Origin of the sequence: Bradyrhizobium australafricanum (assembly GCF_020329495.1) — a bacterium.
Taxonomy (GTDB): domain Bacteria; phylum Pseudomonadota; class Alphaproteobacteria; order Rhizobiales; family Xanthobacteraceae; genus Bradyrhizobium; species Bradyrhizobium australafricanum.
Map to the genome: position 1 here is coordinate 1 of NZ_JAGKJL010000088.1, position 26,200 is coordinate 26,200.

General features: G+C 58.5%; 25 protein-coding genes and 6 pseudogenes. 14 read left to right on the forward strand and 17 right to left on the reverse strand.

Annotation, left to right across the window (positions count from 1 at the left end):
• Window positions 1–256 (reverse strand): macro domain-containing protein (locus J6525_RS41745; protein WP_225649022.1); only part of this gene is annotated, 256 nt, incomplete at its 3' end.
• 1 nt (window position 257) lies between these two features.
• On the reverse strand, window positions 258–431 hold the full coding sequence (locus J6525_RS41750) for a DarT ssDNA thymidine ADP-ribosyltransferase family protein (protein ID WP_225649023.1): 174 nt from the start codon (window positions 429–431) through the stop codon (window positions 258–260).
• A gap of 562 nt (window positions 432–993) precedes the next feature.
• Here J6525_RS41750 and J6525_RS41755 point away from each other — a divergent pair.
• A complete protein-coding gene (locus tag J6525_RS41755) occupies window positions 994–1,212 on the forward strand; it encodes a type II toxin-antitoxin system RelE/ParE family toxin (protein ID WP_225649040.1) in 219 nt (72 codons plus the stop codon).
• The gene (locus tag J6525_RS41760) at window positions 1,178–1,501 is read left to right on the forward strand and encodes a helix-turn-helix domain-containing protein (RefSeq protein WP_092089278.1); all 324 of its coding nucleotides are present in this window, start codon (window positions 1,178–1,180) and stop codon (window positions 1,499–1,501) included. The genes J6525_RS41755 and J6525_RS41760 overlap by 35 nt, the downstream gene beginning before the upstream one ends.
• 2,555 nt (window positions 1,502–4,056) lie before the next feature.
• Here J6525_RS41760 and J6525_RS41770 read toward each other — a convergent pair.
• The 5 genes from J6525_RS41770 to J6525_RS41790 all read right to left on the reverse strand — a co-directional run bounded on the left by J6525_RS41770 (window position 4,057) and on the right by J6525_RS41790 (window position 8,291).
• Window positions 4,057–4,251, reverse strand: a complete 195-nt coding sequence (locus J6525_RS41770) for a hypothetical protein (RefSeq protein WP_225649024.1) — start codon at window positions 4,249–4,251, stop codon at window positions 4,057–4,059.
• A 165-nt stretch (window positions 4,252–4,416) separates the two neighbouring features.
• Window positions 4,417–4,638: a hypothetical protein gene (locus J6525_RS41775; protein ID WP_225649025.1), complete on the reverse strand. Its 222-nt coding sequence runs from the start codon at window positions 4,636–4,638 to the stop codon at window positions 4,417–4,419.
• A 341-nt stretch (window positions 4,639–4,979) separates the two neighbouring features.
• Entirely contained in the window at window positions 4,980–5,192 is a 213-nt protein-coding gene (locus tag J6525_RS41780; RefSeq protein WP_225649026.1) for a hypothetical protein, read from the reverse strand.
• Between the two features lie 827 nt (window positions 5,193–6,019).
• Window positions 6,020–6,691: an HAD family hydrolase gene (locus J6525_RS41785; protein ID WP_225649027.1), complete on the reverse strand. Its 672-nt coding sequence runs from the start codon at window positions 6,689–6,691 to the stop codon at window positions 6,020–6,022.
• A 10-nt stretch (window positions 6,692–6,701) separates the two neighbouring features.
• Window positions 6,702–8,291 (reverse strand): amidophosphoribosyltransferase, encoded by a 1,590-nt coding sequence (locus J6525_RS41790; protein ID WP_225649028.1) that lies wholly within the window; start codon window positions 8,289–8,291, stop codon window positions 6,702–6,704.
• A gap of 221 nt (window positions 8,292–8,512) precedes the next feature.
• On the opposite strand from J6525_RS41790, the gene J6525_RS47745 reads away from it, so the two are divergent.
• Complete coding sequence (locus J6525_RS47745; RefSeq protein ID WP_376708643.1) at window positions 8,513–8,803, forward strand: GSU2403 family nucleotidyltransferase fold protein; 291 nt, start codon at window positions 8,513–8,515, stop codon at window positions 8,801–8,803.
• Window positions 8,804–9,562: 759 nt separating this feature from the next.
• Here the strand turns inward: J6525_RS47745 and J6525_RS41800 are convergent.
• Entirely contained in the window at window positions 9,563–9,721 is a 159-nt protein-coding gene (locus tag J6525_RS41800) for a DUF3363 domain-containing protein (RefSeq protein WP_225649029.1), read from the reverse strand.
• A 633-nt stretch (window positions 9,722–10,354) separates the two neighbouring features.
• Here J6525_RS41800 and J6525_RS41805 point away from each other — a divergent pair.
• From J6525_RS41805 to J6525_RS41815, 3 genes are all read left to right on the forward strand, one after another.
• Window positions 10,355–10,612, forward strand: coding sequence for a hypothetical protein (locus tag J6525_RS41805; protein ID WP_225649030.1), 258 nt, complete (start codon window positions 10,355–10,357; stop codon window positions 10,610–10,612).
• Between the two features lie 738 nt (window positions 10,613–11,350).
• Window positions 11,351–12,466, forward strand: a complete 1,116-nt coding sequence (locus J6525_RS41810) for a Fic family protein (RefSeq protein WP_225649031.1) — start codon at window positions 11,351–11,353, stop codon at window positions 12,464–12,466.
• Window positions 12,467–12,935: 469 nt separating this feature from the next.
• A complete protein-coding gene (locus J6525_RS41815) occupies window positions 12,936–13,517 on the forward strand; it encodes a cation efflux transmembrane domain-containing protein (RefSeq protein ID WP_376708644.1) in 582 nt (193 codons plus the stop codon).
• 327 nt (window positions 13,518–13,844) lie between these two features.
• On the opposite strand, the pseudogene J6525_RS41820 reads toward J6525_RS41815, so the two are convergent.
• Window positions 13,845–14,461, reverse strand: a pseudogene (locus J6525_RS41820) (cell envelope biogenesis protein TolA).
• Window positions 14,462–14,614: 153 nt separating this feature from the next.
• Here J6525_RS41820 and ligD point away from each other — a divergent pair.
• The gene (gene ligD / locus J6525_RS41825) at window positions 14,615–15,562 is read left to right on the forward strand and encodes a non-homologous end-joining DNA ligase (protein ID WP_225649032.1); all 948 of its coding nucleotides are present in this window, start codon (window positions 14,615–14,617) and stop codon (window positions 15,560–15,562) included.
• Between the two features lie 76 nt (window positions 15,563–15,638).
• On the opposite strand, the gene J6525_RS41830 is transcribed toward ligD, so the two are convergent.
• Both J6525_RS41830 and J6525_RS41835 read right to left on the reverse strand, forming a co-directional pair.
• The gene (locus J6525_RS41830; RefSeq protein WP_225649043.1) at window positions 15,639–16,103 is read right to left on the reverse strand and encodes a metallophosphoesterase family protein; all 465 of its coding nucleotides are present in this window, start codon (window positions 16,101–16,103) and stop codon (window positions 15,639–15,641) included.
• Window positions 16,100–16,405, reverse strand: a pseudogene (locus tag J6525_RS41835) (NUDIX hydrolase); the annotation flags it as partial. The gene J6525_RS41830 and the pseudogene J6525_RS41835, both read right to left, overlap by 4 nt.
• Before the next feature lie 172 nt (window positions 16,406–16,577).
• Between J6525_RS41835 and J6525_RS41840 the strand changes: the two are divergent.
• Complete coding sequence (locus J6525_RS41840) at window positions 16,578–17,912, forward strand: IS5 family transposase (protein ID WP_225649033.1); 1,335 nt, start codon at window positions 16,578–16,580, stop codon at window positions 17,910–17,912.
• Between the two features lie 8 nt (window positions 17,913–17,920).
• On the opposite strand, the pseudogene J6525_RS41845 reads toward J6525_RS41840, so the two are convergent.
• From J6525_RS41845 to ku, 3 genes and pseudogenes are all read right to left on the reverse strand, one after another.
• Window positions 17,921–18,139, reverse strand: a pseudogene (locus tag J6525_RS41845) (NUDIX domain-containing protein); the annotation flags it as partial.
• A 67-nt stretch (window positions 18,140–18,206) separates the two neighbouring features.
• A pseudogene (locus J6525_RS41850) lies at window positions 18,207–18,868 on the reverse strand (HAD family hydrolase).
• 329 nt (window positions 18,869–19,197) lie between these two features.
• A complete protein-coding gene (gene ku, locus J6525_RS41860; RefSeq protein ID WP_225649034.1) occupies window positions 19,198–20,130 on the reverse strand; it encodes a non-homologous end joining protein Ku in 933 nt (310 codons plus the stop codon).
• Window positions 20,131–20,274: 144 nt separating this feature from the next.
• Here ku and J6525_RS41865 point away from each other — a divergent pair.
• From J6525_RS41865 to J6525_RS41880, 4 genes and pseudogenes are all read left to right on the forward strand, one after another.
• Window positions 20,275–20,668 (forward strand): annotated as a pseudogene (locus J6525_RS41865) (hypothetical protein).
• Window positions 20,669–20,713: 45 nt separating this feature from the next.
• Window positions 20,714–20,917 (forward strand): annotated as a pseudogene (locus J6525_RS41870) (hypothetical protein); the annotation flags it as partial.
• Between the two features lie 546 nt (window positions 20,918–21,463).
• Window positions 21,464–21,871 (forward strand): hypothetical protein, encoded by a 408-nt coding sequence (locus J6525_RS41875; RefSeq protein ID WP_225649035.1) that lies wholly within the window; start codon window positions 21,464–21,466, stop codon window positions 21,869–21,871.
• Window positions 21,872–21,884: 13 nt separating this feature from the next.
• On the forward strand, window positions 21,885–22,214 hold the full coding sequence (locus tag J6525_RS41880) for a hypothetical protein (RefSeq protein WP_225649036.1): 330 nt from the start codon (window positions 21,885–21,887) through the stop codon (window positions 22,212–22,214).
• A 184-nt stretch (window positions 22,215–22,398) separates the two neighbouring features.
• On the opposite strand, the gene J6525_RS41885 is transcribed toward J6525_RS41880, so the two are convergent.
• Window positions 22,399–22,779 carry a hypothetical protein gene (locus tag J6525_RS41885; protein ID WP_225649037.1) on the reverse strand — a complete coding sequence of 127 codons (381 nt, stop codon included), beginning with the start codon at window positions 22,777–22,779 and terminating at the stop codon, window positions 22,399–22,401.
• Between the two features lie 558 nt (window positions 22,780–23,337).
• On the opposite strand from J6525_RS41885, the gene J6525_RS41890 reads away from it, so the two are divergent.
• On the forward strand, window positions 23,338–23,775 hold the full coding sequence (locus J6525_RS41890; protein ID WP_225649038.1) for a hypothetical protein: 438 nt from the start codon (window positions 23,338–23,340) through the stop codon (window positions 23,773–23,775).
• Between the two features lie 646 nt (window positions 23,776–24,421).
• Here J6525_RS41890 and J6525_RS41895 read toward each other — a convergent pair.
• On the reverse strand, window positions 24,422–24,694 hold the full coding sequence (locus J6525_RS41895; protein ID WP_225649039.1) for a hypothetical protein: 273 nt from the start codon (window positions 24,692–24,694) through the stop codon (window positions 24,422–24,424).
• Between the two features lie 411 nt (window positions 24,695–25,105).
• Here J6525_RS41895 and J6525_RS41900 point away from each other — a divergent pair, with 411 nt between their 5' ends.
• The gene (locus J6525_RS41900) at window positions 25,106–25,324 is read left to right on the forward strand and encodes a hypothetical protein (RefSeq protein ID WP_057019395.1); all 219 of its coding nucleotides are present in this window, start codon (window positions 25,106–25,108) and stop codon (window positions 25,322–25,324) included.
• 595 nt (window positions 25,325–25,919) lie between these two features.
• Here the strand turns inward: J6525_RS41900 and J6525_RS41905 are convergent.
• Window positions 25,920–26,200, reverse strand: a 281-nt coding sequence (locus J6525_RS41905; RefSeq protein WP_225644838.1) for a transposase, incomplete at its 5' end; no start/stop codon positions are given.

A 26,200-nucleotide genomic window follows, 5' to 3' on the forward strand; every position in this document is an offset into this window, starting at 1 on the left:
GGAAGCGCCAATGAGCTTTCGTTGGGAAATTTATGATCCACTTAGGGCCGAACATCTCGCGTCGTTCTGTGACGAACATTTTTCCGATCTGAACGCCGTCTGACCGACACGCCGCTTCGTACGCGGTGAAGTTCTCGGGGAATGCTTCTTTGAACATCAAGGCAACGCCCTTCCCCATAACACCGACCGTGTTCACGGTGTTGACGAGAGCTTGCGCGTCTGAATCCAGAAGATTCCCTTGCGTAAAGCGGATCATGTCAATGAAACCATTCTCTGCGGGTGACAATCTGCAACTTGTGACCTTTCGAGTTACACAACTGCTCGACCTCAGCCTTCACTGTATCGTTGAAGCAAGCGATGCCGAACAGGGCACTCACCGGCAGCTTCTTGTGCACCAAAGCCTCGGCTTGGTACTTTTCGAACTTGTCCATGTCGTCTTTCCTGAAGTTCCTCACTTGCGGGACCGGCTGGCGCCCACGTGGCCGGCTGAACGCGGATCACAGGGGCTCTGCAATTGTCGCGTCAATATCCATTCATATGCAACCATTGGCTGAGGGTGATTCCTACCCTATCGGCGGCTGCTTTGGGGACTCTACGGGGCTTGGGCAGGCTCGACGACGGTCGCCGCAACAAAGCCGATCTGCCGGGCCGGCCCGAGGCCATCCGCCGGCCGGTCGAGATCGGGCTGAAGGCGAAGGTGTAGGTGCAGTCCCACTTGCGGCCGCACCCCCGTTGAGATTGTATCTAACATGCAAAACAACCAGATTCGCCGCCCGATTTCCTGGAACCAGACCGCAATATTTTCGTTGACATGGCCAATAGTAAATCTGCTATAAACTCATCTGCGCGCAAGGAGGATGTGCCTCTCGAGTTCGTTGGCTCATCGCTTGAAGATCTTTCCGCTTTTCCCCTTCCCTGCAAGAAGGAGATCGGTTTTGCGCTCCGTGCCGCCCAGAAGGGCGCAAAAGGAGAGACGGAGCTAGCGTCCTTCAAATCAAGTCTAGTTTTGACGGAGATACGTTCCGGGCTGTCTACACGGTTCGGTTGAAAGGCGCCATTTACGTACTCCACGCCTTTCAGAAGAAATCCGCTAAAGGGAAAACGACATCCCAGAACGACAAGGACTTGATACGCACCCGGTTGAACGCGGCAATTGAGTTACACGCGGAGAAGGAAAATGAGCAAAGCAAGAAGCACAAAAGGCAGCGGTAATGTTTTCGCCGATATTGGCGTGCCGGATGCAGAGATGCATCTTGCTAAGGCCGACCTCGTCCTCGGCATCGCCGCGATCATTCGATCAAAAGGGCTCACACAATCACAAGCCGCGAAGACGATCGGGATTGCGCAGCCCGATGTCTCTCGACTGATGCGTGGGAACTTCGACGGCTTCTCCTATGAGCGTCTATTTAATCTACTCAACGCGCTGGGAGAGAACGTGCGTATCGTGGTTTCAGACGCCAAGCCTAAGACCAAGGCAAAACTTGAATTCGAATTTTCGTAACGTACAAAAAGCGGCCGCCATCGAGCGGCGCTTAGCATCATCGCGCCCTCCGTTACACCCTCTCGAGAACGCGGAAGGACTCGGCGGCGCCACCATCCAGCCGGGCCGGCCGGTCGGTTTCCAACCAGCTCACCGGTCTGCCCATCGTCCTCAGCGCCTTGAAGGCAGCGCGGAGCACTGGATCGCGGAAGAGCGAAGAAGCCGGCTTTGTATTAGATTGCTTGGGCCATGCTCCCTCCTTGGCTTGGGCTAGAGCCGAGCGGGTGTTCCAGCACTTGCTCGGCTTGTCTCTTTATGACGTGCCATCAAGAATAAATGACGGAAATCGAGGCGGGGCACCCTCCCGTACAAAGCGAGCCCGTTACCGGCGAATGATCCATATGCCCCGCGAGATGCTGATGATTGGCGGCGCCATCAGGAGGATCTGCCTGGCCGACCTGAGGCTATCCGCCGGCCGGTCGAGATCGGGCTTGCGGTGAAGACCAAATAACCTCTTGAACTCGCCCGCAGGTTGCTGAAGACTGTCGCTCTTTGAGCAAAGTTGTTTTTAGGGCGATCAATATGAAAAAGTTCTTGGTTCTTGCTGCGGCGCTGTCCGTGGCATTGGTAGCCTCATCGCCGTGTTTAGCGAGAGCCGGCGGCGGCGGTCATTCCTATGGTGGTGGAGCAAGATCCGCCGCAACATTTCGAGCCGCTCCTGTCATGCGCTCCGCGCCAGGCTATCGGGCGCCGCCGGCGGCGCGGGTTTATGTACCCAGGCAGCAATACGCTTACCCGAGATACGTCCCGGCGATCTACACTAGGTCGACAGTGCATCGCCCAATCTCTGTGTCACGCAACCCAATCTACGCCAATCCGGTGCGTCGAGTTCCCGAACGATTCGTAAGATTTCACGGTCGCATGATCGGAGTCCCTCCCCTGGCTGGACTAACGGCCCCTGCAATCGTGGACGTGCCCGATCTCGGCGAGGTGATTGTCCCGCTCGATATGTATACGACAGTGTACCCGCTCCTGATTTCGGATGAAGAGAACGACCGCGAGCGCGCTATCACACAACTCAGAGAGCGCGCTGAGCGCGACCCGGCCAGTCTCGTCCAACGCTCAGCGGCAGTCTCCATACCCCCAATGAATGACCCCTGCCCAAACTGCCAAGACGACAAGGTTGAGGTGCTTCATACCTGCCGACCGATCGGCGAGTGCGACATGTCCGAAAGGTTGGTGAATAGCTCCAAGAAACCAACCTACCTCGTCCCCGAGCGTGGCTCAGATCGACGCGGATTGATCTTCTGAAATCTAAAGTACCCTAGACACGCTGGTTTCATTTGGACCACCACCATATACGTAGCAGTGAATGGCCTTGGCGCTTACATCGCATATGATTGGGCGCCAACGGTTAGTTGCTGGAGAGCATCCATCGTGACAATGCGATTTACGTATTTGGAAGCGATTGGAAGCCGCCTTTCGCTTATCTGAAAAGCAAATCCCCCAGACGTCTCTTCAAAAGGCGTGCTTCTTTCATTCGGCGGGATGGAAGGAAAAGGTGAGCGCTATGGTGATGTAAATTCTGCGGCGTCCTGCCTCAGGACCGTGTCGCAGTCCCAGCAGGCTTAGCGGCAATGGACGCCTCAATCTTCACCCGTCGGCAAGCCGATCATTGGCGCTGGCTCTGGAGACGGGTTTGGCTGCACATCGCATTTCGCGATGGACAAAATGAATTTTGATCAGCACTTTTGAAGGAGGAAATAATGCTTCGATCCTTGTTTTTGTTTTCGTCTTTATCTCCGCCGCGGACGCCCAGACAAACCAAGGTTTATCTCCTCGGCCAGCGGCTCGGAGAAACGGCCGAGCGCCTGCGGATCAGAAGCTCGTGGCATCGCACCAGGTGTGGAGCGCGACAATCTTATTCGCTTAGCGCGACAGGCTGAAACTGCAGCACACATAAACGAAAGGCTGACTTCGCCTGGCCTAAAGCCCCTACCTGCCGGCACGTCGCGACTAAATGGTGCCGATGATTAATACCGGCAGAGACGTCTGACGCAATGTAGGATTCCTCGACCAACGCCCCCCGGCGCCGGAGGTTCATGGCGCCGAGGGCCGCTACTCCCGGCGGGCTTGGGGACTTGAGACCGGGAGCTTTGAATCGATACCCGCTGCTCCATTTCGTTCCAAGCGTATACTGTCTGAAGGCTGAATCTTTTCTCGCAACGACGAGATGGATCAATATCCGGAAGCTTGTTAGTACCTCTCGGCTGGAAGGTCGCGCCTGTAGGAGCTTCAAACGGGCGGCGTTGCTTTTGTCTTCGACGCCTCCGTTTGTCGCCCGTTCAGTTGGAATAAACCTCCGATCCGACGTTCGAGATACCGTTCGAGACGAAAGGTCCGTGGCGCAACGGCTGGCTCCCCCTCGTTTTCGTGCCATCCGCCCGGAACGGCCCATCGCGAAGACGCGCGTGGCGGGCCGGTTGTTGTAAGGGCGTGCCAGCTAGCGGCATCTTGAACAGCGCCTCACCGTGAAGTTCAACATCTTCGCCTAGCGTGGCCGACCGGGACGAAACTCAGCGCCCCGGAGGCGCGTTCAGCGCGCTGTGACCCGCTGCTTTTAATTCATCTATTGAGAGTCGCCCGTTGGCCGCGGCTTCAAGGATCTTGGAAGCAACATGCGTCCTGGCGCCGATTTCAAAGACGGAAATATTCTCGCAAACTTCCTCTAGCACTGCCCTTAGCTGCGCGGTCGTTTCGGCGTCGAACATGCGTTTCCCTCCAATTGGAGATTGATGCTGAACGCCGCCGAGCGGAGTATATTCGCTCGGCGGCACCCGCCACGCATTCCAGTCTGGATGGTGAAATTCCAGCTCGGCGAGATTGGCACTTTTCCGCCAAGGCTTTGTGACACGCGCGTGATCCGGGCTCTCCAGTCAATCCTCGACATCGGCAATTCGCCTGAGAATGATCACGATGGTGATGACCAAACCAAATATGCCAGCAACAATCCTGGCCAGACCTGAACCGAACGCGCCGCCAACATCCCGGTCGAACAGCGCGAACACGGCGGCTTCAACCGCTAAACCGATCCCCAATGGAAGAGCAACGACGACCGCAAGGGATTTGAGAGGTCTGGTCGCCAGTCTAAGGACCATCCTTGCGCTTCCAAGGCCGTTTTCAATGCCCATAAAAAAGCTACGCCGTCGGGCTCGAAATATGGTGTCCCGGCGGCGCCCTGTCACTGGGCCCCTGAAATCCCCCTGCGCGTTACGATCTAGCAGTCATCGCACCCTGCATTTGTGAAATGGTTCACAATCGCGCCCCGTAAAACCAAAACGCGCTGCCGCAGAAATCTGCCTCACCGACATCGAATTGGCGGGGTTTACTCTGCTGGGCGACTTGGCAACGCCAATGAGTATCGCGGCCACTGGATGAGCAAAAGAAATGCTAAAAACAGAGCGCGAGCTGGCAATCAGTCCGGTCCAGCGCTTTTGCATCAAGGCAAACTGAAATTGTCGAATTCGTCAGCCGCCGAATGGCGAAAATCGGTCAGTTGACGAGCATTATTCCAGCTCGCCGAAAATCCGCACATATCTGCCAAATTTTGCCGGCTGCCACGGGCATCGCAATTTTTAAAGACGGTTGGACCGCCTCCTAAGCTTGCTGGCATCAGGGGCGGGCTACTGTTGCGGCGCGCGCGGTGCGCCATCTGATGCTCCCTGGGGCCAGCAAGGGCATATGCAAAAAAAAGCGCCCCACCCTTTCGGCTGAGGCGCTACGGCGGCCGGACTTGGGGTCAAGGCCAGGCTGGGCCGCCGAATCAGTTCGGCTATCATAGCGTAGCCAGGGGCGGCTGCGAGATGCTGCTTTGATGCTGATGAGCGACGCTGAATAAGATTTCGCGACGGACGACACCGGTCCGGGGCGCCATAGCCCATCCAAGCGCATCGGCGCGATCAAAAACTCCATCATGTGCTGCCCCATCCGGCCCCCTGATAATTCGTCCTCCAAGAACTTCGAGGATCATTGCTGACGATGTCCGTCAGCAAGAGGAACGGGACAATTGCGGCATACTGGCCACCCATTTTCGTCGCGGGTCCCAGACCATGTGGAGTTCAACCAAGCGTCATTCTGTTCCGGTTCAACGAGCAGCTGTTGGCTGTTGGCCAAGCACAGAGATCGCGCCGATGGCGCCGAGTAGAACACTTGGTCAGTTGGCCGACGTGAAGCACGCAAGTTGCTCGTGGATCAGGCGTTCTCAGAAATGTCCACGGCGGCCATTGAAACAACGATCTGCCTAAATCAATCTGCCGGCGGCAAGGGCAAGAGGACAGGCTTTTTACGGGCCACGACAACTCAGCGATGGAATTATGTTCGGACGGTCCGTCGCAGAATGATCCTTGTAAGCCCATTCTGGTGACGCAAGAGGCTGACACCAATGCCGGCTGCCCCGTGGGGCCCCAGTCCAACGAGGCCTACTCCTTCCCACCGCCGCTTAAGTGCGACATCTCGACTTTGCACATAACATCTATCCATTTAGAAAAAGCCATGCGCTTGAACGATTGGTAACAGCTCGTGATAGTTGTGGATGATGTGGTCCGGCTTCGCTGCCCGCAAGCGCGCGTCGGAAACAAATCCGCCGGTGATGGATATGCTTATCAGTCCGAGGCTTCGCGCAATGTTGGTTTCCACTGGCATATCCCCGATGATGAAAGTTGACTTAGGCTTTAGATCATTCTCCTCCATGTACCGCCGAAGCCGCTCCCCTTTGCTCATCGTTTTATACTGGGTGAGACGGCTTTCAAAAGCCAGGACGTCATTGAAGTAGCTGTCGATTCCGAGCCTCCGCAATTGAGCAACAAGGGGCGCGACTATATGGTTACTCACGATGATGGACGAAGCCGCTTCTTGGCGCGCCAATTCCAGCATTGTGCGCGCACCTACGCGTAACTCCGCTTTGTCGGCTAGCGGCTCGTAGGTGTCATGGAAGATTGCGCCGCCGTCGCGATCTACAGCTGCGACTTCCGCTTCTGACATCCCGACATTTCGGAAAAGAATGGACAGGGGGACATCGCAATGATCCCGAAAGGTGTCCAGATCGATCGTCGGGCGTCCGAAGCGCTCCAAGATAGTGTTGGTCGTTTGCAGTAGCGCCTGGGCATCGTCAAGCAACGTGCCATTCCAATCAAAAACAAGAGCTGGCTTCATGATTCGGGCCTCAGGCAGCGCTATAGTGGTCGGCCATAAGATTATGCAGGTCTCTGTTTGCGCGCCTTTGCCCCGCAGGAGTTGGCATTTCGAATGTAAAGGGCGACAAATCTATTCCCTCGCTCTCCCGCGGCAGCAACGATGTGAGACGTGGGAACGGCAAGTAGGTCACAGTTGCCGCGTTGATCGAGACCGCGATTCTTGCTTCGATGGTTTTGAGGACGTGCGGCTCGATATCTTTAAATAGTAAGCTTTGCTTCCGCTGTTGAGCGGACAGCCTCTTCCATGTCCGCCAGAAGGCCAGTTCATCGATGGTCTCAATATTCACGCCGTAGTAATTCGGAGCCACGATAGGCGGTGAGCCGATTGCCCAATGGACAGCTTCGACGCCCGCAGCAAGAAGTATATTCGTTACGGTCCGACTGGTGTCGCCACGAATGAGGGCTTCATCGGCAATGAGTATCGTGCGTTTTTCGACGTCAGTCGAAGCCAGACGGTATTTGTGAGCGATACGACGCTTGCGCTCACTACTTGGGCCGATCAGAGTTCGCTCAGTGATTTGAGTCTCGATGACTTCACGCCGTTCGGCGCTAATCCCACGTGCTACGAGAGATGCGAATAAGCCGTCAGCGTAGGGCCCTCCGGTATCAGGCATGGACGAGATGATGATTGGAGCGGCGCCCGGCTCTGCAGGAAGCTGACGCGCAACAAGGTCCCCCAGCGAGACGCCAATGCTGTAACGAGTTTCGAGGTGAGATCGCCCCTGGATCGATGTATCTGGACTTCCGAGGTAAAGCGCTTCATAGGCGCAAAGCTTGGCGGCACGTCGAGAATCGCCGACAGAACGATCGAGGCAATCTCCGTTTTTTCCGTCCACATATTTGATGTAGCCCGGCACGATTTGGTCAGACTTACCCCGAAGTCCGGCAAAGGCGCAATTTTCCGACGCAAAGAGCAAGCACCCATCGTCCGTCTGCATGAACTCCAAAGGACGCAGACCATACCTATTGCGGAACGCAACCAGATTTCCTTCGGCGTCCAGCAAAAGCGCACTAATAGCACCATCAATGCGCTCATCAATCTCACGAAATACGTTCTCATAGTTGACGCGCAGGCCTTGGCGCCAATAACCCCTTTCGCAAATGTGTTCAACTAGCTTGAGCAAGAGTTCGGCATCTGTCCGACCCTCAAAGGTGTGACCTTGGGCAATCACTTCTGCTCTAATCTCTCGAGCATTTACTAACGCTCCGTCCAACGAAATTGTCAGTTGGCGGGAGGCGGCCCTGCGATTGGAAGTTGGTCGATCGTCACTCTCACCCTGTGTGCAAACACGATCGCGAACATGAGCGATTGCAACATGGGGAAGGAACTCCAGATCCTGCTCGTCCTTGTCGATCGCACGCAGTTCGTGTGATGGCCGAGACGCGGTTTTATATCGAACGCCTTTATTGTGCATGAAGGCGGCGATCCCGACGCCTGCCTGTCCACGAAGCGAGAGCTTCGAAAGCATGTGCTTCAGCCGATCATAAACCGTCTGATGGGAGCTGCTCCAAGGCAATAGAAAAGCGGCAGCGATACCTGACATGCTGGCAACCTTCATGTAGCGCCCGTGTCCCGAGCCCGTCACAAAGCGGATGGACTCCGCCGATCCGAAGAGATGGACCTGCTCTTACGCAAGCTTCGTACCATCGCCCAGCGCTCAGCAATTTGACCCGTCGATCAAACCCGCACGTGTCGAGATTTGCGCTCCCGCATGCCCCTGTGGTCGGACAAATGAGCTGGCGTTTTCGCGACAATCCGTCTGAAGTGCGACGACCTAGTATGAGAAATAACAAAGCCAACATTTCATCATTGCTGGCAGCGCGCGGCTCTGATCTTTCAGCTTTCCCCGCCTCAACGTGGGATCGGCGATGTCATCGCGGCGCTTGCCAAGACCGGCGTTTTTGCCTTCGCGGGATGCTCATTGGGGCGATCGCCTACCAAACCTATGCCGCCATGCTTGGTGTTCGCCGCTCCGTCGGCTCGCGACAGACCGGCGACGTCGACTTTGCCCAGTTCAAGATGTCTCGATGGCTGTCGACGACTCAACGGCGCCCGTTCTGGACGTGCTGAAGGAGGTCGATAAATCCCTCGTGCCGTTCCTCACGGATCTGATGGCCGGTGCATGACCAGCTACGCCTCCAAAGGCGGCTTGCACGTCGAGGGGGAAAGGAGACCGGCCGCCTCCAAAAGCTGCCCGCCCTCACGGCGGTCGGCCGCTGCGTCCTCGATTTCTTGATCGGCGACCCCGAGCCCGCGGTCATCCTGCATGCCGCCCGCATCTCCGTGCATGTCCCGCCCCGGCGCGCTATGCCGCCCACAATCTCATCATCTCGCAGGCGCCTGCAGGTTGCAGAGCCGGACAATGACCTGCTGCAATCTGAAACCTTGCTTGCGGCCCTGGCCGAAAAGCGCCGCCATGAACTGAAACCGGCCCGGAAGGAAGCTCATGCTCGCGGACCCAAATGGCGCTAGTTGATGCTCGAAGGGCTTTGCTTTGCTCGCGGCCTCCGTGCCGGACGCGGTGCTCAAGACCATGGCGCGCCTCGCTCGCTATGACTTCAGCCGCAACGTCGTGTCGTTCCAGCGAGAGGGCTCCGGCGGCTTAGTCAACCGCGCAGTACCGCGAGGCGCTGGACGACCATTTCAGTCCAATGGTATCGAATAAAACGGGCGGGTGGTGCGTTCCTCAAGAACAGGCCCAGGATCGAGGACATTGGTCGCACCAATACCTCATCGTGCCGGTCGAGGAGCCCAGCACCGTTATGGTCAAGACTGGCGACGTCGAGGGTTTTCGGTGCGAGGAGCGCCCCAACGAAAGCAAGGTCTTCGTCATCCCGCGCTTGATGCCGATCGACCAGACATGCCCTCCCCGCCGACCTGGCTGGTGACCAATTGCCCCGCGCGCTCCAGCACCGGCCGCCAAGGCACCAACACGAACTCGCGGGATCTCTCAATCAGGACGAACCCGCCACTGTTCAACGTCAGCATACGCCAGCACAGCTATCTGCACGTTGTCATCAGGCCTCGCTTTTCATCAGGCATTGAACATCCTGTTGCTCTATCTCAGCGCGTCGTCGAGGGTGCGAGGACAATTTAAGCTAAACTGTCCGAAAGCCGGGCAATTGCTGGTGCTCTGCGTATACGTCCGCTGTCCTAGGCGCCCCGTCGGATGTTCTACCCCTATCCGATCTTTGACCTAGATCAAGGAATCCGAAGCGGAGAACGAACCGGGGACAGCGGACGTGATTAAGTATTCTGGTTGAATGCATGACTTTGGAAGCACAAATAACTTTGGAAAGCACGAATCATAAGGGTCGTCTCTGACACCGGGGAAGGACGATGCCCCGTCGTAAGTACCGCGCGCTGGAGCGCGAGTGCCATCTACAGGCCGCTGGGGCACAAAGAGACTAGAGGCGAACTCAAAGAAATGGAGCGCGAGTACAAGGTTCTCGCTGATTGGTTAGAGGCGCGACGGCGAGCCAACCAGCAACCGCCCACCGAAGAGTAAGGCAGGCTCAGTTGCGGCCTCTGTCGTCTCCGGGTGCCAGTGTTACGACAAGATTTCCTAGCGCTGAGCGCCACACGATCGGCCACAAGGGCGACCAGTACACGTTCATCGGCATGGCCGTCTGCAAGGCGATCAATCAGCTAATGCACGGCAAGCACGACAATGGAGAATACGGAGCTTTCGTTCAGGAGCCTCGCGAGCGCGTGATCGGCGCGCCCGAGATCAGTACGGATGGCTTCCATCCGTACAAGCTAGCGATCCGCGACGCATTCGCCGGGCCTGACAATTTCCCCGCCATACGCCATGGGGCCAGCCCAAAGAAGCGGCCCCAGCGACGGACCGGGGCCAAGGTTAACTCTGTCATCGCGTAAAGCGCCGGGATCATGCAGCGCTCGTGGGACCCACTCCGCGAGTGGTCCGCATCTGCATGGTACGGGGCGTAGGTTTCGTGGCAACCCAGAAACAGGCAGGGAACCATTAACTCTCCAGTCCGGGCCGCTCGCGCCAAAAAGAAACGGCCCCAACACCCTTGGAAGTGATGCTGAGGCCGTTCCTCATTCCGCGCTTGCCGAGCCGCCGGTGAAATAATTAGGCGCCCCTCTGGGCCTCAGTAAATTGAGCTTAATGAAACCGCCTACCCAGTCTTGCGATCATCGAATCAAAGCCGGAGCAGGTCAATTAACTTGCGTGAATCAAAGGTAAATGAATTGCTCTATTTTTTCCGGATGCTTAACGGGTGTCCTTCCCCTCCGCCAGGTGTCCTAGCTAGGACAGCACGAGAATAACTGACGTTTTCCCGTCGCAGAAATTCCTTCGAGCCGGGGATATGGATTTAGCGGCAAGAAGGGAATGACGCGGCCCCACCAAAATGGCGCACTCCCATAGCTGCCAAAAGCGCTTTGCGCGTATCCCGTTGGGAAGGCGAGCGCCAATAGACGCCGAAATCGATCAAAACCTCGGAAGTGAAAGCAGGAGGGATGGGGCAGCCGCGCAGCGGCCACCCGGTCGCCGGTTTCCGCTCGCCATTACATATTCTCCGCATCCCGTGCGTAGAATACCATTGCTTTTGCGGCGAATAGACCTCATATTCTCCGCAAAAGATACGGCGAATGACCTATATTCACGAACTTCAGGATTGGCCCCATTTCACTTGGGATGCGGCGAAGCTCGCCCAAAGGCTCGCGGCTGTTCGCAATCGGCAGGGGCGCCTTACCGGTCGCATGGAAGAACTGGGCTTCAAACTAAAAACCGAAGCCAACCTCGAAGCGCTTACCGAGGAAGTGACGAAGTCGAGCGAGATCGAGGGCGAAGTTCTCAGCCGCGACCAGGTTCGTTCGTCACTCGCACGCCGCTTGGGTGTCGATATCGGCGCTCTTACGCCAGCTGAGCGCAATGTCGAAGGCATCGTCGAAATGATGGTCGACGCAACGGGCAAGTACAATGCCCCCCTTACCGCCGAACGCCTATCTGGCTGGCACGCTGCCCTGTTTCCTACAGGTCGCAGCGGCATGACCAAAATCACGGTGGGAGCCTGGCGCACCGAAGAATCCGGACCTATGCAGGTCGTCTCGGGCGCGATCGGACGCGAGCGCGTACATTACGAAGCACCCAAAGCGACACTGCTACCCGATGAGATGAAATCCTTCATCGGCTGGTTCAACGGCACGCAGGACATCGATCCGGTGCTGAAGGCGGCTATTGCCCATCTGTGGTTTGTGACCATCCATCCTTTTGAGGATGGCAACGGCCGCATCGCGCGCGCGATTGCCGATCTGGCGCTAGCACGTTCCGAAAACAGCCCACAACGATTCTACAGCATGTCGGCTCAAATTGGGCAGGAGCGCAATGCCTACTACGATATCTTGGAAGCGACGCAGAAGGGCGACCTTGAGATCACTGAGTGGCTCACTTGGTTTCTCGATTGTCTTGATCGCTCTTTTGACCGTGCCGATACAATCCTGGCACCCGTGCTCAAGAAAGCGCGCTTCTGGAAGAAGCACGCGGGTCAGAAATTGAACGTGCGCCAGAAAGCAATGATCGAACGTCTGTTCGAGGGCTTTGAAGGCAAGCTTAACTCATCGAAGTGGGCCACACTTACCAAGGTCTCGCAAGACACCGCTCTGCGCGACATCGAAGATCTGGTTGCTAAGGGGATACTCGCGAAGGACGCGGCCGGCGGTCGTAGCACGAGCTATTCGTTGGTTGAGGCCGTAGTAGAATACTAAGGCGGCACTGGGTTGACGTGAGCTTCAATTTGAGCAGCTCGGCTCGAAGGCCTTCCAAGACCTCGCCTGCTCTCTCACCGCCGAAATGTTGAAGCGGTCTGTCCAGACGTTTTTGGGATCGAACGACCGCGGCCGTAATGGTGTTTTCCTAGGAGCGCTAGAACGGCAATACCGCACAACCGCGAAATCGACCATCCAGTGTAAGTTCACTGGCGTGCCTGGGGCGAACCTCACCCTTGCAGCGCTTCAAGAAGAACTGCCGAAGCCCGCCGTTCGCTAAGCAAGGCGCAGCCTGGCTCGTTAGTCCGCCCGGCAACTCAAGCAAAGGTCACGGCACTTCGCTAACTTCCGCTCAATCTCTTGCCTTGTCGTCGTGCATGTTTGTTAGCTGCAAAGGGCTCGGCTCTTTTTATCAGGGCTTCCTATTTTTTCTAGGGACGGTACACCGGGGCATCTGGACGATGAAAGCATGATGAAAACGGCACTAAGTAAGACCGTGCGGTTTGTCGCGATTTTGAACCTCGCCTATTTCGGAATCGAATTTGCCGTAGCCGTCTGGATCGGATCGGTTTCTCTATTCGCCGATAGCATCGACTTTCTAGAAGATGCATCGGTGAATTTCTTGATCCTGGTCGGTCTCGGCTGGACGATTCGCAATCGGGCGCGGCTCGGAATGGCGCTGGCCGGAGTTCTTCTGATACCAGCGCTAGCTACACTTTGGACGGCTTGGGAGAAATTCAGCACTCCTATCCCGCCAAAGCCCACTCCACTGGCGTTAACAGCGGTTGGCGCCATGCTGGTTAACCTGCTTTGCGCCCTCATGCTCGCGCGTTATCGCGATCGGGGCGGAAGTCTCACCCGCGCTGCATTCTTGTCGGCTCGCAACGACGTTATGGCCAATATCGCCATTGTCGCAGCCGGGCTCGTGACCGCATTTGCGTGGAACTCAGCATGGCCAGACATCATCGTTGGCCTTGCAATCGCGGCGATCAATGCTGACGCCGCGCGCGAGGTTTTTGCCGCTGCGATGCACGAGCACGCCCAAAGCTGAATTTCAAACTGAGGCATTACCCACGGTCCTGACCAAGCGGCCTCAACATTTACCGATGGTTGCACCGCAACCGCAAGCCAGCCCAATTGTCGCCCCCGTCTATCCGGCCAGACTATAAGCGCGGGTCAGCCGGCATTTGCCGAGCTGGACTAAGCGGGGATCAAGAATGAAATGACTTCATTCTTCTGACCGGCGTCAGCTTTTCCTACAATTGGGGCGCGCCGCTCGCATCCGAGGTGCCGAAAGCGAAATAAGAGTATGAGCGCACCGCCATAAGCCGTTGCGAGTTCATGGCGCTGATCGCTCGTGCCGCCGACCAAAGAACCGCTAACTAGCCCGCGCGCGCCGCATCGCAGCTTCCAATCGCGCCTTCTCTTTATCCCAGCGATTTTCTTCGGCCTGCGATCTCTTCTCAATAGCCACGACCTCCGCCTGGATGGCCGCGGCTCGTTTCGCGTGTTCCTGTTCGGCCTTGTCCAACGCAGCCTGCGCCTTGTCGACCGCCTGCTGACGGCGTTTTCTCTCCTTCTGTCGGGCGGCCTCCTCTCTCGCTCTTCCACCTCGCGACGCCTCTGTTCTCGGTCGTAGTCGAGAGCGGCCTTTCGCTCCGCAGCCTTGTCGACAGGGCGAGAGGAAAGCTTCTTCGCCTTAGAGCCTTTCGGCTTGCGGGCAGTTTTCGTTGGCGTGCCACCGCCGAGATCGGTGGGCAGCTCGGCATGCTCCTTGAAAGTTCCGTCGGATCCGACCGGACGCCTGAGCACGACGCCAGGCTTTGCGATGGTCGCGGCGATGACGTCCGGATCATCGCTTTCCTTCGCCGCGCCCTGATGAAAGAGATTGCTGTCTGCGCCCCACGCTTCCAGCGCCGCTTTCATGGAAGGAGCGGCGATCGCCAGATCGAAGAAGCCCAGCGAGGTCAGGTAGGTTTTCAGTTTTCTGGCCATCGGTCTGATCAGACCTTCACGTTCGATAGTTAGCGTCGCGCACTCTGGGATTTGCCGCGGCGTCTGACGGAACATGCCATGGCTTTAAGCGTTCCCTCATTCTTGAAGGACGTCCATGCATTACGCAACACGCTCTGAAAAATTGGCCCTTGAATGAGCCGGACGTCGACCCTGCCCAAGCGCTTACAGCCGATGCTGGCGACGCTCACCGACGCGCCGTTCGACGATCCCGGCTGGATTTTCGAGGATAAGTACGATGGCTTCCGGATGATAGCAGAAATCCGGCGGGGCAAGGTTTCGCTCTACAGCCGCAACGGCAAGATCATCAGCCGCAGCTATATCGAGGTCGCCAAAGCGCTGGAGGGCGTGAGGGGCGACGCCGTGATCGACGGCGAGCTCGTGGCGATCGGAAAGGACGGCGTCTCGCATTTCCAGCTGCTTCAAAACGCGCTGCGTCATGAAGCAAAGCTCCTGTATTGTGCCTTCGATCTCATGTTTCAGAACGCAGTTGACTTGCGCAAACAGCCTCTTCTCGAGCGCAAGGAGCGGCTGAAAGCGATCCTGCCACGTCACCGGCTGATCGCCTTCAGCCGTCACCGCAAAGCGAACGGCACGAAATTCTTCGCCGAGGCCGAGCGGAAGGGTCTGGAAGGCATCATGGCGAAGCGCGCCGACAGCGCGTATGCGTCGGGAAGGCGGACGGCGGATTGGCTGAAGATCAAGACAGCAAAGCGGCAGGAAGTGGTGATCGCGGGCTTCACAGCGCCGAGGCGCAGCAGGCCATTCTTCGGCGCCCTGGTCCTTGCCGTGCGGGAAGACGACGCATGGCGCTATATCGGACATGTCGGGACTGGCTTCAGCCACAAGGTCCTGGAAGAGCTCCACGCCAAGCTCGTGAAGCTGACGACCCCGAAATCACCCTTCCCTGCCAAAGTGAAGGACGAGGCCGCCACGACCTGGGTCAGGCCCTCGTTGGTTGCCGAGGTCAAATTCGCGGAGTGGACGAGCAAGGGCGAACTGCGCCAGCCCGTCTACCTTGGGCTCAGGTCCGACAAGCGGGCCAAGGACGTCGTGCGCGAGCGCGAACGTCGGCGCAAGTAGAACTTTCGTTCGGCGAAAGCCGGCAAAAAGGTTGACGCACTCGCCTCCTCCGGTGTGAATTCCTCCGCGGTGGCACTCAGTCGCTTCCGAGGTCATGGATTTCCGGTCGCATGCCGTCAGGCGTGAGTTCGAGCGTCGCAAGCGTGATCGGCAGCTTGAAACGCCGGGGTCCCGCGCTGCCGGGATTCAGATAGAGAACGCCACCGACCCTGTCGATCTTCGGCACGTGGGAATGCCCGGAGACGATGACGTCGATGCCGGCGCCGGGGTCGGCCTTCAGCGTCTTCAAGTCGTGCAGAACGTAGATCGATTTTCCCGCCAAGCGCACAAGGGTCGTGTCGGGGTAGTCGCGAGCCCACTCGCCACTGTCCACGTTTCCACGAATGGCTGTGACGGGCGCGATCCGGCGAAGCGCATCGACGATCTCGGGGCGCCCGATGTCACCGGCATGGATGATGTGATCGACGCCCGTCAACCCTCGTTCCGCCTCGGGCCTCAACAGGCCGTGCGTGTCCGAAATGATTCCAATCCTGAACATTATTTCCCGGCGCTCTCAACCGCGATCGCCAAAAGACGATCGAGAAACTTTATCTGAGCGGACAGCATCTTGGTCCGCGCGAACTCGATATCAAACCATTCCGCGCGGTCGACTTCGGGAAAGCTCTGCCGTCGACCGCTTCTGGGCGGCCATTCGATATCGAAGGTATTGCTGGTCAGCGCCGCCGGGTCAAAATGGCCCTCGCCGGCGAATGCGATAACGCGCTTCCCTCCCCGCTGTCGGACTTCCCCCAGCGCCCGGAGTGGACCAATCGAAGCGCTGGGGCCGAGTTCTTCGGCAAATTCGTCGTCCGTGAAGAATGCAGATCGGCCTGATAGATAGGCAAAAGTTGTCTCGATAAGGTATTCGATTTTGCAAGAAAGCGGGGTGTTGGGCTACGCTTTCTTGCGTTTTGGGATGTTGCTTTCGAACGATTCGTGATTCCCTGACGGCGAGCCATCGGCATTGGGGAAGGCGATGAGCAAACCGCGGGACGATCGCCAGAAAGACCTGTTGCTTCCGGCCCTCGATCAAATCATCGACATGGGCCACCCGCTGGTGCGGTTGGCAGCGCTGATTGACTGGAAGTTTCTGGATGATCGCTTCGGTTCGGTGTGCCAAACCGGTCCGGGGCAGCCTGGCCTGCCGACGCGGCTCGTCGCCGGCCTGTTCATCCTGAAGCACATGCACAATCTCTCGGATGAGGTGCTGTGCGCCCGCTGGATCGAGAACCCCTATTACCAATACTTCTGCGGCGAGTTGAGCTTCTGCCACCGGTTGCCGTTCGATCGATCGTCGATGACGCGCTGGCGCCAGCGGCTCGGCGAGGAGCAGCTCGTCGCGCTGATCCAGGAAAGTCTGTCGGTGGCGCACAAGACTGGCGCCCTCGGTTCCAAGGACCTGGAGCGAGTGGCGGTCGATACCACGGTGCAGCCAAAAGCCGTTGCGCATCCGACCGACGCGCGGCTGATGCATCGGGCCATCACCAAGCTCGTCGGGTTCGCCAAGCGCAACCGTGTGCCGCTGCGCCAGAGCTATCTGCGCCTGGCGAAGCGCGCCGCCATCATGGTCGGCCGCTATACCCACGCTCATCAGTTCAAGCGCGCCCGGCGCCAGCTCAAGTTCCTGCGGACGCGACTTGGCCGGATCATCCGCGACATCCGCCGCAAGATCGATGGCGATGCGGCGCTGGAAGCTCGCTTCGGTCCGCTGCTCGATCTGGCGCAGCGGGTGCGCAACCAGGATCAGCATCAGCGCGGCCCCAAGGTCTATGCGTTACATGCGCCGGAGGTCGAGTGCATCGGCAAGGGGAAGGCCCGCGCGCCTTACGAGTTCGGCTGCAAGGTCAGTATCGCTACCCCCGTGACGTCCCCGAAGGGCGGACAGTTCGTGCTCCATGCCAAGGCGCTGCACGGCAATCCCTTCGACGGGCACACGCTCGGACCTGTGGTCGCCGACATGGAGAAGCTCACCGGCGTGGAGGCTCGCCGTATCCATGTCGACAAAGGGTACCGCGGCCACAACCACCCGCACCGGCTCAGGGTCTGGATCTCGGGGCAGGTCCGCCGCGTCACGGCTTCCATCCGGCGCGAGATGAAGCGTCGTGCGGCTGTCGAGCCCGTCATCGGCCACGTCAAGGCCGAGCACCGCATGGACCGCAACTATCTCAAAGGCCGCCTCGGCGACCGCATCAACGCCGTCCTCGCCGCGGCAGGCTACAACTTCGGCCTGCTCCTGCGGTGGCTCGCAGAACTCTTGCGTGCCATCATCCGGGCCTTCGCCGAAACTATCCCGGCTCAAAAGATCGCTTAAATCAGCGGTCGACCGCGTTCTTCACGGAGGACAAATTCGCGTCGAGCGACGTTCTCCGGTGCATCATTGGCATCGATTTCACCTTTTGGAATGGACCAGGCGCCATCATCCTTACGCCAGAACGGACCACCGGGATGAACGAGCAGAACCTCGAGCCCGCGGGCGCCCTTGCGGTATGCGAGAATCCCCGCGCTCGAGGTCGATCTCCTGGAAGTTTTTTCAGCCATATCGCTCCTACTTTGCAGAGCAATCGAGAGCTGAGCAGGCGAGGAGCACTGAAGGCGCGACGACTGACTAATTGCACAGCAAAGATCGTTCGAAACAGGCCAGTAGCGCAGCGGGCCCCGGATACACCTCGGCGCACCCGGCTTTCCTCAATTCGTGTTCTGTGAAGCCTCCGCAGAGCACGCCAATCGAGCGAACTCCCGCCTTACCAGCCGCTTCCGCATCGTACGGCGTATCACCGATCGCAACGGTGCCGGCGCCATCAATCTTGAGCTTCCTGAGAACGACATTGAAGATGTCCGGCTCCGGTTTCGATTCATCTACATCGTCGGAAGAAGTTGTGAGGTCCACGAGATCGACGACGCGAGCGACGTCGAGATAATCATTGACTTCATCCTTCTTGGCCGAGGAAGCAACCGCGATCCGGACTCCAGCGTCCCGAACGCGCCGCAGCAAGTTTGGGACGGCCGAGAAGGGACGCACAAGCGGCAGATATTCCGACTTGAAACGCCTGCCACGCCACTCCTCCAGTTCCTTGCCGTGGTCCCGTTGTTCGTCGACGGACAGAAAGACGGGAATGAGCTTGTCTCCGCCTTTACCGATCTGTCCTCTAACGTTCTCAAAGCTGACATCGTGGCCAAACTTGAGCAAAGCTTCCTGCCATGCCAGCGCGTGGAGATCAAGGAGTCAAGAAGCGTGCCGTCCAGATCGAAGATAGCGGCTTTTGGCAACTCACGGTCCTCCACGTTCGGAGTGATTTAGTTTCGCATACCAGTCGGCATCAAGCGTGTTCTTCGCCATGCGACGGTTGAGATCCGGCGGCCCACGTCCCACCATACCGGACCGCGCTCGCCGCGCGCCTGCTTAACCTCGTCCACGGCGCTATGCGACGTTGCTTCACCTCGCGGTCGGCCGCCTTCCTGGCGTCGCGCGCCGCCCGCCGGCCCACCGACGAGATGATCTCGCGTGACATCGTCGAGATTGGGATTTGCCATCCGCCAGAGCCTGCCGCGAACGATGAAGTAGTGCTTGTCCGGCGTCACGGGATGCTTCATGACGCCTAAGCCGACTTCTGCTGCGGCTTGGCCGCCGGCTTCTTCGCCGCGCCCTCTTTCGCCGGCTTCTTGCCTGCGATCGGCATCAGCATTTCCTTCTGCCCAGCGTCGGCCTTACGCGGCTTTTTGCCTGATTTCTTGGGTGCCTCTGTCGCGGCCGCGCCCTCTCTTCCGATGCTCTTGCGCAGCGCGTCCATCAGGTCCACCACGTTCTCACCGCGAGGACGCGCTTTCGCGGTGATAGGCTTGCCGGCGCGCTTCTGATTGATGAGATCGATGAGGGCGGTTTCGTACTGGTCTTCGAACTTGTCCGGTTCGAAATGGCCCGCCTTCTGATTGACGATGTGCTTGGCGAGATCAAGCATGTCCTTGGTGACTTTGACGTCCTGGATGTCGTCGAAATACTCTTCGGCGGAGCGGACTTCGTAAGGGTAGCGCAACAGCGTACCCATCAGACCCTTGTCGAGCGGTTCGAGCGCGATGATGTGTTCGCGATTGGTCAGCACCACACGGCCGATCGCGACCTTGTTCATCTCGCGGATAGTTTCCCGAATGACGGCGAAGGCATCGTGCCCGACTTTGCCGTCCGGACGCAGGTAGTAGGGGCGAATGAGATATCGCGGATCGATCTCGCCGCGGTCGACGAACTCGTCGATCTCGATGGTGCGCGTCGAGTCCAGCGCGACGTTCTCGAGCTCCTCCTTGGTCACCTCGATGAAGGTATCGGTATCAATCTTGTAGCCCTTGACGATGTCCTCGTTGTCGACCTCCTCGCCGGTGTCGGCGTCGACCTTGGCGTACTTGATCCGATGGCCGGTCTTTCGATTCAGCTGGTTGAATGAGACCTTTTCGGATTCCGAGGTGGCCGGATAGAGCGCGACCGGACAGGTGACGAGGGAAAGACGAAGGAAGCCTTTCCAGTTGGCGCGGGGGGCCATCGCGGGGAACTCCATTACTGATGCCGGATTCAAGACGAACAACCCGGGTTGGTTCCGACAACGCGACCCCGTCCCACAGGAGGATTTTTCTCACCGACTGCCCGGTCCGACTCGACATTTGTTCTTGTTATGTTCTAATTCGGCATGACCGACCGAGCCGCGAGCTGGCGCATGCCGACCCCAAAACAGATGGAAAAACTGGCGGCTGAAGACGCCCGTCGACGAGCGCCCGCTACGGGTCCAGATGCCCCGCTCCCGGCAGAATATTGGGAAGCGGTCCTCAAAGACCCTCGCGCCGGCGCGACCGTGGCCCAGGCCCGACAGCGACGCCTTTCGGAAATTAAGCGCAACGTGCTGCGCGTCTCCTGTCGCCGCTGCGAGCGGACCGTGGAAATCCAGACCGCCGATGCCGTCCGACTGTATGGCGCCAACGCGGTCTGGAAGGACGTTGCACAGCGGCTGCTCGACAACACCTGCCAGCAGCGCACCCGGCAGGCATGAAGAAAACGGGTGCTGGCCAGCGTTCGAGACGCCGTAGTCGCTCTGGATTTGCCGATCCGATCTCTTTGCGCCGGATGTCTGGATGGCCCCGAAGTATCACCCTACGCCCCTGTTGGGCGGCGATCGCAAGGCTCTGGCGAAAGAGCTCAGCAAGGCGCGCGCGATGGCTAGCATCCTGGCGACCCAATCGGCGGAGATGCGGGCCAAAGGCGAGGCGATGATCCAGCAAGCCGACAGGCTGCTTTGCGAAAGCTGGCACGAGCGGATGTGGAGTGACGGCTACCCGTGAATCGCAAACACACCAGAGCCCCTTCCCCAAGCAGCCTAGCGGATTACCGAGCACAATTGACTGACAAATACCTTCGGGCGGGCCGAGTTTCCTAGGCGAAAGGGAAGTCATCGGAGAGCTTTCATCCGGTTCACGGATGCTCTCCATGCGCTAGCGCCCAGCTGCCCTACAGCCCTGGTCACCCGATGAGGTTCCAAGGGCCTTTGAGAGCTCACCGGTGGAAGATAGGAAATCGCTTCGTAACCGGCTGATTTCAGGTACCTATTCGAATGGAATTTCTGGCAAGAATTGCTATATTAGCAGCATGAACGAGGTCACCGCCTCCTCGACCGCTGAGCACATCCGGACGCTAGCTCGGACGTTCCACGTGTCTTATTCCGAGGGCCCAAACGACCGCCTGGCCCACCATATCTCGCGCCTAGCCGGGGATACGGTCGAGCTCGATGAGATTGAGCGGCTACTTATTGGTCTAGTGCGAGCGGACAAGATTACACGTCCAGAAATGATTCTGCTTCAGGCTGCCTATTTGCGTGAAGCTAGGCCGTGAGCTTCGATCCGTTCGGCGACTTCGAAACGCGCGGATATCTACGCAACTTTGCCCAAGAGAAAGACCCCGCAATTGTAAGGAGGCTCGAACATGCCTCCTTTACAACCGGCATCGATGACGCCTTCGCAGCGCTTGAGAAGAAGAAAACTCTGGCTTACGCACATGTGTTGAGTACGCACAAAACGCTGTTCGAAGCGATGTATCCTTGGGCCGGTCAGGATCGCAACCAAACAGCACCTGATATTGCGATCAAGCGCGGCGACGTTCTCTTCGCGCACCCGAAATCTATTCAGAATGCCATCGACCACGCCCTGAAGCTCGGAAACGATCTAAAATACCATGCGGGCCAAACCCGGCGAAGTCATCGGCTATCTCGCGCACGGCCATCCCTTTTTGGACGGTAACGGGCGGACGATCATGATTATTCACTCGGTGCTGGCGCAACGCGCTGGGTTCAGCATCGACTGGACCGCGACGGACAAGACCGAATACCTCCAAGCGCTCACGAAAGAGCTCGACGATCCAGGCAAGGGAATTCTCGACAAGTACCTTGAGCAGTATAACCGTCCGGCGGTCACCGACCTTAAAGAGCATATCAACGCAGCCAAAGGCCTCGATGGCGGCATGGACGAAGCGGATACTGTTCGAGGCAGCAACGACGATCCTGCCGTCCAAGCCGAATACAAGCTGCAGCAGCTCAAACGCGATGAGCAGACAGGCGGCTCGCACAAGGGTGCGGCTCGCTGAGCAAAGGCAAAACGAGAGACGCCTGCTCGTCAAGGACAACCCGTGAAATCTCGCAAAGAAATAGCGACGGCTGGCCAATCGCAGCCGCTTGTAGACGAGGCCGATACCGTCGCGTTCAAGGATTTGATTGGCAGCCGGGTTCGCCGAAGCACGTTGGCGCGATCGGTATGAACGCATGCACGGGTCAGTCGGGCGCAATGAACTCGCCGCGGGAGGCCTTAACGATGCCCCAATACGCCAATGGGTTTATTTGCCGGAGGTATTGCCCGACGAGCACACCCGCGTGCATACCGTTTACGACGTGGGCTGGCATCATCACGCCCCGGAAAAAGGCAAGTCCCGTTTTCTCCAATCCTTCCTCTTCGTCCCGCGACCATCCAGTGCGACCGGGCATTAACCCGTGTAGATTGATGTCGTTTCCCGGTCGGTCCCGAATTTCGGCCCGCACCGCCCAAAGAGCATAGAAAGAACTGATGATGTACGTCTGTTCGGCGCCAAACGCGGGCACACGATCATTGATTATCCGATCTGCTAGCTGCTGAAAGCGATCCTCGATCGACTTCATAAAGCCGACTTCAGTGCCGTGATCCCACGCACGTCGTGCGCAGAAGATACTGTCGGCCCGCCGGATTGGGCCGCCTGGCTTCATGTGGACATGAACTCTGCCGTGGGCACCCGCGAACCTCGCGATGCTCCTTGAAGGGGACGTGTGCTGCCCGATCACCAGCCGGTGCGGACTGCCTTTTTGAGGCTTCTCGAATTTTGCCACTACGGATACTGAGAGCAGGTGCCGCAAAGACAGGCGCTATGCTCTACCTTATTTGGAAAAAACTTTGTCTCTGTAAGCATGCAGCCGGCTGTCGCTATGTCTCGCGCTCCTCAACCACCAAGGACCACTTGATGAAGCGAATGATCGATTCTTGATCCCGTGCGCCATCTATTCCTCTCTACTTTGGAACGTCTTCTGCCGTGCTCGTTTGAAAACACGGCAAATGAAAACCCGCCGCGGCGGTGCCGGGCGGGCGCATCTATTCACTCAAGCTGATTTGCGACCGAATTCGGCTACGTCGCTGCAGAAGTCAATTTGTGGTCCGGACCTGTGGAGAACGATAGGGTGTGTAACATGAGCGTCATCGGTCTAGCCATTGTGCTCGTCATCGGCCTAGCCGCTGGGATGATCGTTTACCTGCTGGTGAGCAAAACCCGGCGTGGGCGCTATAGCCAAAGACAACATATCCCCGATGAACGTGACGCGAACGCTGGCCCGCAAAACCATCCATCCGCAATCGCCGCCCCCGAACGCGGTGACGAGGCCCGCTCTCCTACAGCGCTCGGCAGCCGGTACACCCACCTTGAAAATGATCCGACCTACGTAACAAGCGTGGAATTGGGCAGCGTGTTGATGGACCTCAGCGAGTTGGAGACGGACCTCGCCCTGGCTCGGCAAAGCAAGGACACGGATCTAGCTCTCAAAATCCGGCTCGAGATGGACGATTTGGAAAATCGCGCTTCCCAATTAGAGAAGCAACTCGCGAATGGTCCCGATATTCGCCCGGGCTAGCCCTGGCCGCTACCGAAAGTACGTCATGCCGCCGACAACGATCGATAGGACAAAAGCCAATGCAGCGGCCCCAATAATCCATGGCATGTCACGGCGTTCTCTGGGGGTCATGCGGATTCTCCGGTCGCGAAATTGAGCGCAAAGAAAAGGCCTCAGCACGAGGGGTGCAAGTGCCGAGACCGAGTCCATATCCCTCGCTCAACGCCGATGACGGTCGGCACTGAACAGGCCATCAACTAACCTGCTAGGGGATGGTTCCTATCCCTGTGTTGCCGTATCAGCTGATCGTGCCACGCCATGGCCGCGAGCGAGCCAAAATAAGCACTGAGGCCGGCTCGACGGCTGCTGTGGCCGTTTCAGGCTCAACAACGAACCATCCGCCGGCCTTTGCATGGTGGGCCAGGTCGCACTGAACCGCCTTGGCGATTGTGGTGGCTGCTGATACGGCGATCAGGTGCCCAAAATGCGCTCTCAATGGTGACCGCTGCCGTCGCTGAGCGCCGCAGCCTCGCAACGGCTGGCGCCAAATCTTCCGCGTAGCCGATACGGCAGGCCTTCGGGCTCTCCATGCCGGCGACATAGACACAGCCGAACCGACCGCGCTTCAGCTGGTCCCGTATCGGCTTGGTATAGTCGGCAAGGTCGATCATCGGCGCCCCTCAAATCCAGCCGCCCTATCGCGGCGGTCGCTCCAGCGCTTCCGATCCTTCATCCAGCCGACGCCGCCGATCCACACCTTGCCGTGTGAGATAACGACCGGGTTAACCCCGGCCATAGCCCGTCCGGTCAAGAAGTTCTGCAGATGCGCGCGGCCGGCCGGCTCGTCGACCATCTCGATGCTGAGCTCCGCCCCGCCGAAATGCTCTAGGATCACGCGACCGACTTGCCGATGCGGTTGTGGACCGTCCGCGCGCTGCATCGCTCCCGCTCAGCCATGGCCAGATAGGTCATCGTGCGCCCATGCCACGAGCCGCTGAACGCCGCCGTGGTGGTGTCCTAGCCAAGCTAGCCAATCGGCCACGGTCTGGGCCTGGGCGATCTCACCAGCCTTCGGCACGATCCGGACGCGGGTCTCGTTGTAGCCCTAGGCCAAGACAGCATCGGCCGCCGTCCAATTCCAGACCTGCGACGCTCTGAAACTTGAGCTCGGAGTCGCCGAGCGCGTCGAGCACTACGATCCCACGGTTGATCGCACCCTTAAGGGTGGAGTGCTGCTGCTTCGGTGTCATCGGATAGCTCCCGCTTCGCGCTTGCGCTTCAGCTTAGGAACAGCACCGATCGATCCCGGTTGACTTCTGAAAAGGCGAGGAATGCTCCGGTGCCCGTTACAATGGTAGCCGCGAAGGATCTTGAGCTTATCGCGCTGCGCGAAATCCGCAGCTTCCCCGGCGCAGAGTACGTCTGCCACGTCGAAGTCGAACCGGCTGGCAGCGATTGGGCGATGACGGCAATAGCCCGCGACGGCGCCGATCTCGATCGCATCCAGTATGCCGTCAGCCTGACCACCAAGAGGCTGAAACAGCGGTATGCGGTACGGTTCGATTGGTGAGCTTGTGCGTGGCGAAAGGTCATGGGCCGACGGCCTCCGCAATTCCGGTCGCCATCGAGCTCGAGACGGTGCAACCAGGCCTGGCCGCGCGTGTGCTGCGCGCAAATACTTCAACGAGCCGGCCTCATCGTCGTGGATCACAGGCATCGACGAGCGGATATTGCCTCTTGTTCGTGGCCGAGCAATGCCATTAGGAGCTACGCCCGCCCCCCTACGCCGGAAAACGATACAAAAATTTGGGCAAGGCGTTCGCTACGTCTGCTGATGAGAGTGACCATTAGGAAATCAGCAACCCGCTAGGCGCACGCTCCTTTGAGGGACGGGACCGTTGGGGACGCAGTACGGTCGCGTTTCGGAGGAGCTAGCGTGTAGGCCCTGACGTCGGCTCCTCTTAAAAGTTGTGTGAGGTGGGCAACTGCCGTCTCTCCGCGTACCCGCTAAAGGAAATGACACTGGGAATTTCAGGGCCCCAGCACTGGGAATGACAGGGCGCCGCCGCCATTTCGGGCCCGGCGGCGTACTTTTTTGCCGCCGCCGCTTAGAGAGTAGCCAAGCTGATCAACGGCGATCGCCTCCTTAGAGTCTGACTCATAAATCACCCAACCTTAGCTGCAGCCGCGAGTCTGCGGGTCAGGAGCCTGATGTGTGCAATCAGCAGCCAGGCAGCTTCGGTTGCCACCGTCGCCTCGAAGTCCTTGGCGAGGCGGCGGCATCTGCCGAACCAAGCGAATGTGCGTTCAACCACCCACCGCCTCGGCAGAAGCTGGAAGCCTTTGACGCCTTGGGGCCGCTCGACGATCTCGACAGTCCATGGACCGCAGTCTGAGAGCGCGTCGAGGAGTTGATTTCCGCGGTAGATCCGGTCGGCAAAGACGT

Bases quoted from the DNA above. Each gene is read 5' to 3' on its own strand.
- J6525_RS41770 (WP_225649024.1), bottom strand. From the start codon at position 4,251: ATGTTCGACGCCGAAACGACCGCGCAGCTAAGGGCAGTGCTAGAGGAA.
- J6525_RS41880 (WP_225649036.1), top strand. From the start codon at position 21,885: ATGATTATTCACTCGGTGCTGGCGCAACGCGCTGGGTTCAGCATCGAC.
- J6525_RS41805 (WP_225649030.1), top strand. From the start codon at position 10,355: ATGGCCGTCTGCAAGGCGATCAATCAGCTAATGCACGGCAAGCACGAC.
- J6525_RS41790 (WP_225649028.1), bottom strand. From the start codon at position 8,291: ATGAAGGTTGCCAGCATGTCAGGTATCGCTGCCGCTTTTCTATTGCCT.
- J6525_RS41840 (WP_225649033.1), top strand. From the start codon at position 16,578: ATGAGCAAACCGCGGGACGATCGCCAGAAAGACCTGTTGCTTCCGGCC.
- J6525_RS41760 (WP_092089278.1), top strand. From the start codon at position 1,178: ATGAGCAAAGCAAGAAGCACAAAAGGCAGCGGTAATGTTTTCGCCGAT.
- J6525_RS41895 (WP_225649039.1), bottom strand. From the start codon at position 24,694: ATGCAGCGCGCGGACGGTCCACAACCGCATCGGCAAGTCGGTCGCGTG.
- J6525_RS41750 (WP_225649023.1), bottom strand. From the start codon at position 431: ATGGACAAGTTCGAAAAGTACCAAGCCGAGGCTTTGGTGCACAAGAAG.
- J6525_RS41785 (WP_225649027.1), bottom strand. From the start codon at position 6,691: ATGAAGCCAGCTCTTGTTTTTGATTGGAATGGCACGTTGCTTGACGAT.
- J6525_RS41885 (WP_225649037.1), bottom strand. From the start codon at position 22,779: ATGAAGTCGATCGAGGATCGCTTTCAGCAGCTAGCAGATCGGATAATC.
- ku (WP_225649034.1), bottom strand. From the start codon at position 20,130: ATGGCCCCCCGCGCCAACTGGAAAGGCTTCCTTCGTCTTTCCCTCGTC.
- J6525_RS47745 (WP_376708643.1), top strand. From the start codon at position 8,513: ATGAGAAATAACAAAGCCAACATTTCATCATTGCTGGCAGCGCGCGGC.
- J6525_RS41780 (WP_225649026.1), bottom strand. From the start codon at position 5,192: ATGGCGCACCGCGCGCGCCGCAACAGTAGCCCGCCCCTGATGCCAGCA.
- J6525_RS41815 (WP_376708644.1), top strand. From the start codon at position 12,936: ATGATGAAAACGGCACTAAGTAAGACCGTGCGGTTTGTCGCGATTTTG.
- J6525_RS41800 (WP_225649029.1), bottom strand. From the start codon at position 9,721: ATGCTGACGTTGAACAGTGGCGGGTTCGTCCTGATTGAGAGATCCCGC.
- J6525_RS41890 (WP_225649038.1), top strand. From the start codon at position 23,338: ATGAGCGTCATCGGTCTAGCCATTGTGCTCGTCATCGGCCTAGCCGCT.
- J6525_RS41810 (WP_225649031.1), top strand. From the start codon at position 11,351: ATGACCTATATTCACGAACTTCAGGATTGGCCCCATTTCACTTGGGAT.
- J6525_RS41900 (WP_057019395.1), top strand. From the start codon at position 25,106: ATGGTAGCCGCGAAGGATCTTGAGCTTATCGCGCTGCGCGAAATCCGC.
- J6525_RS41775 (WP_225649025.1), bottom strand. From the start codon at position 4,638: ATGGTCCTTAGACTGGCGACCAGACCTCTCAAATCCCTTGCGGTCGTC.
- ligD (WP_225649032.1), top strand. From the start codon at position 14,615: ATGAGCCGGACGTCGACCCTGCCCAAGCGCTTACAGCCGATGCTGGCG.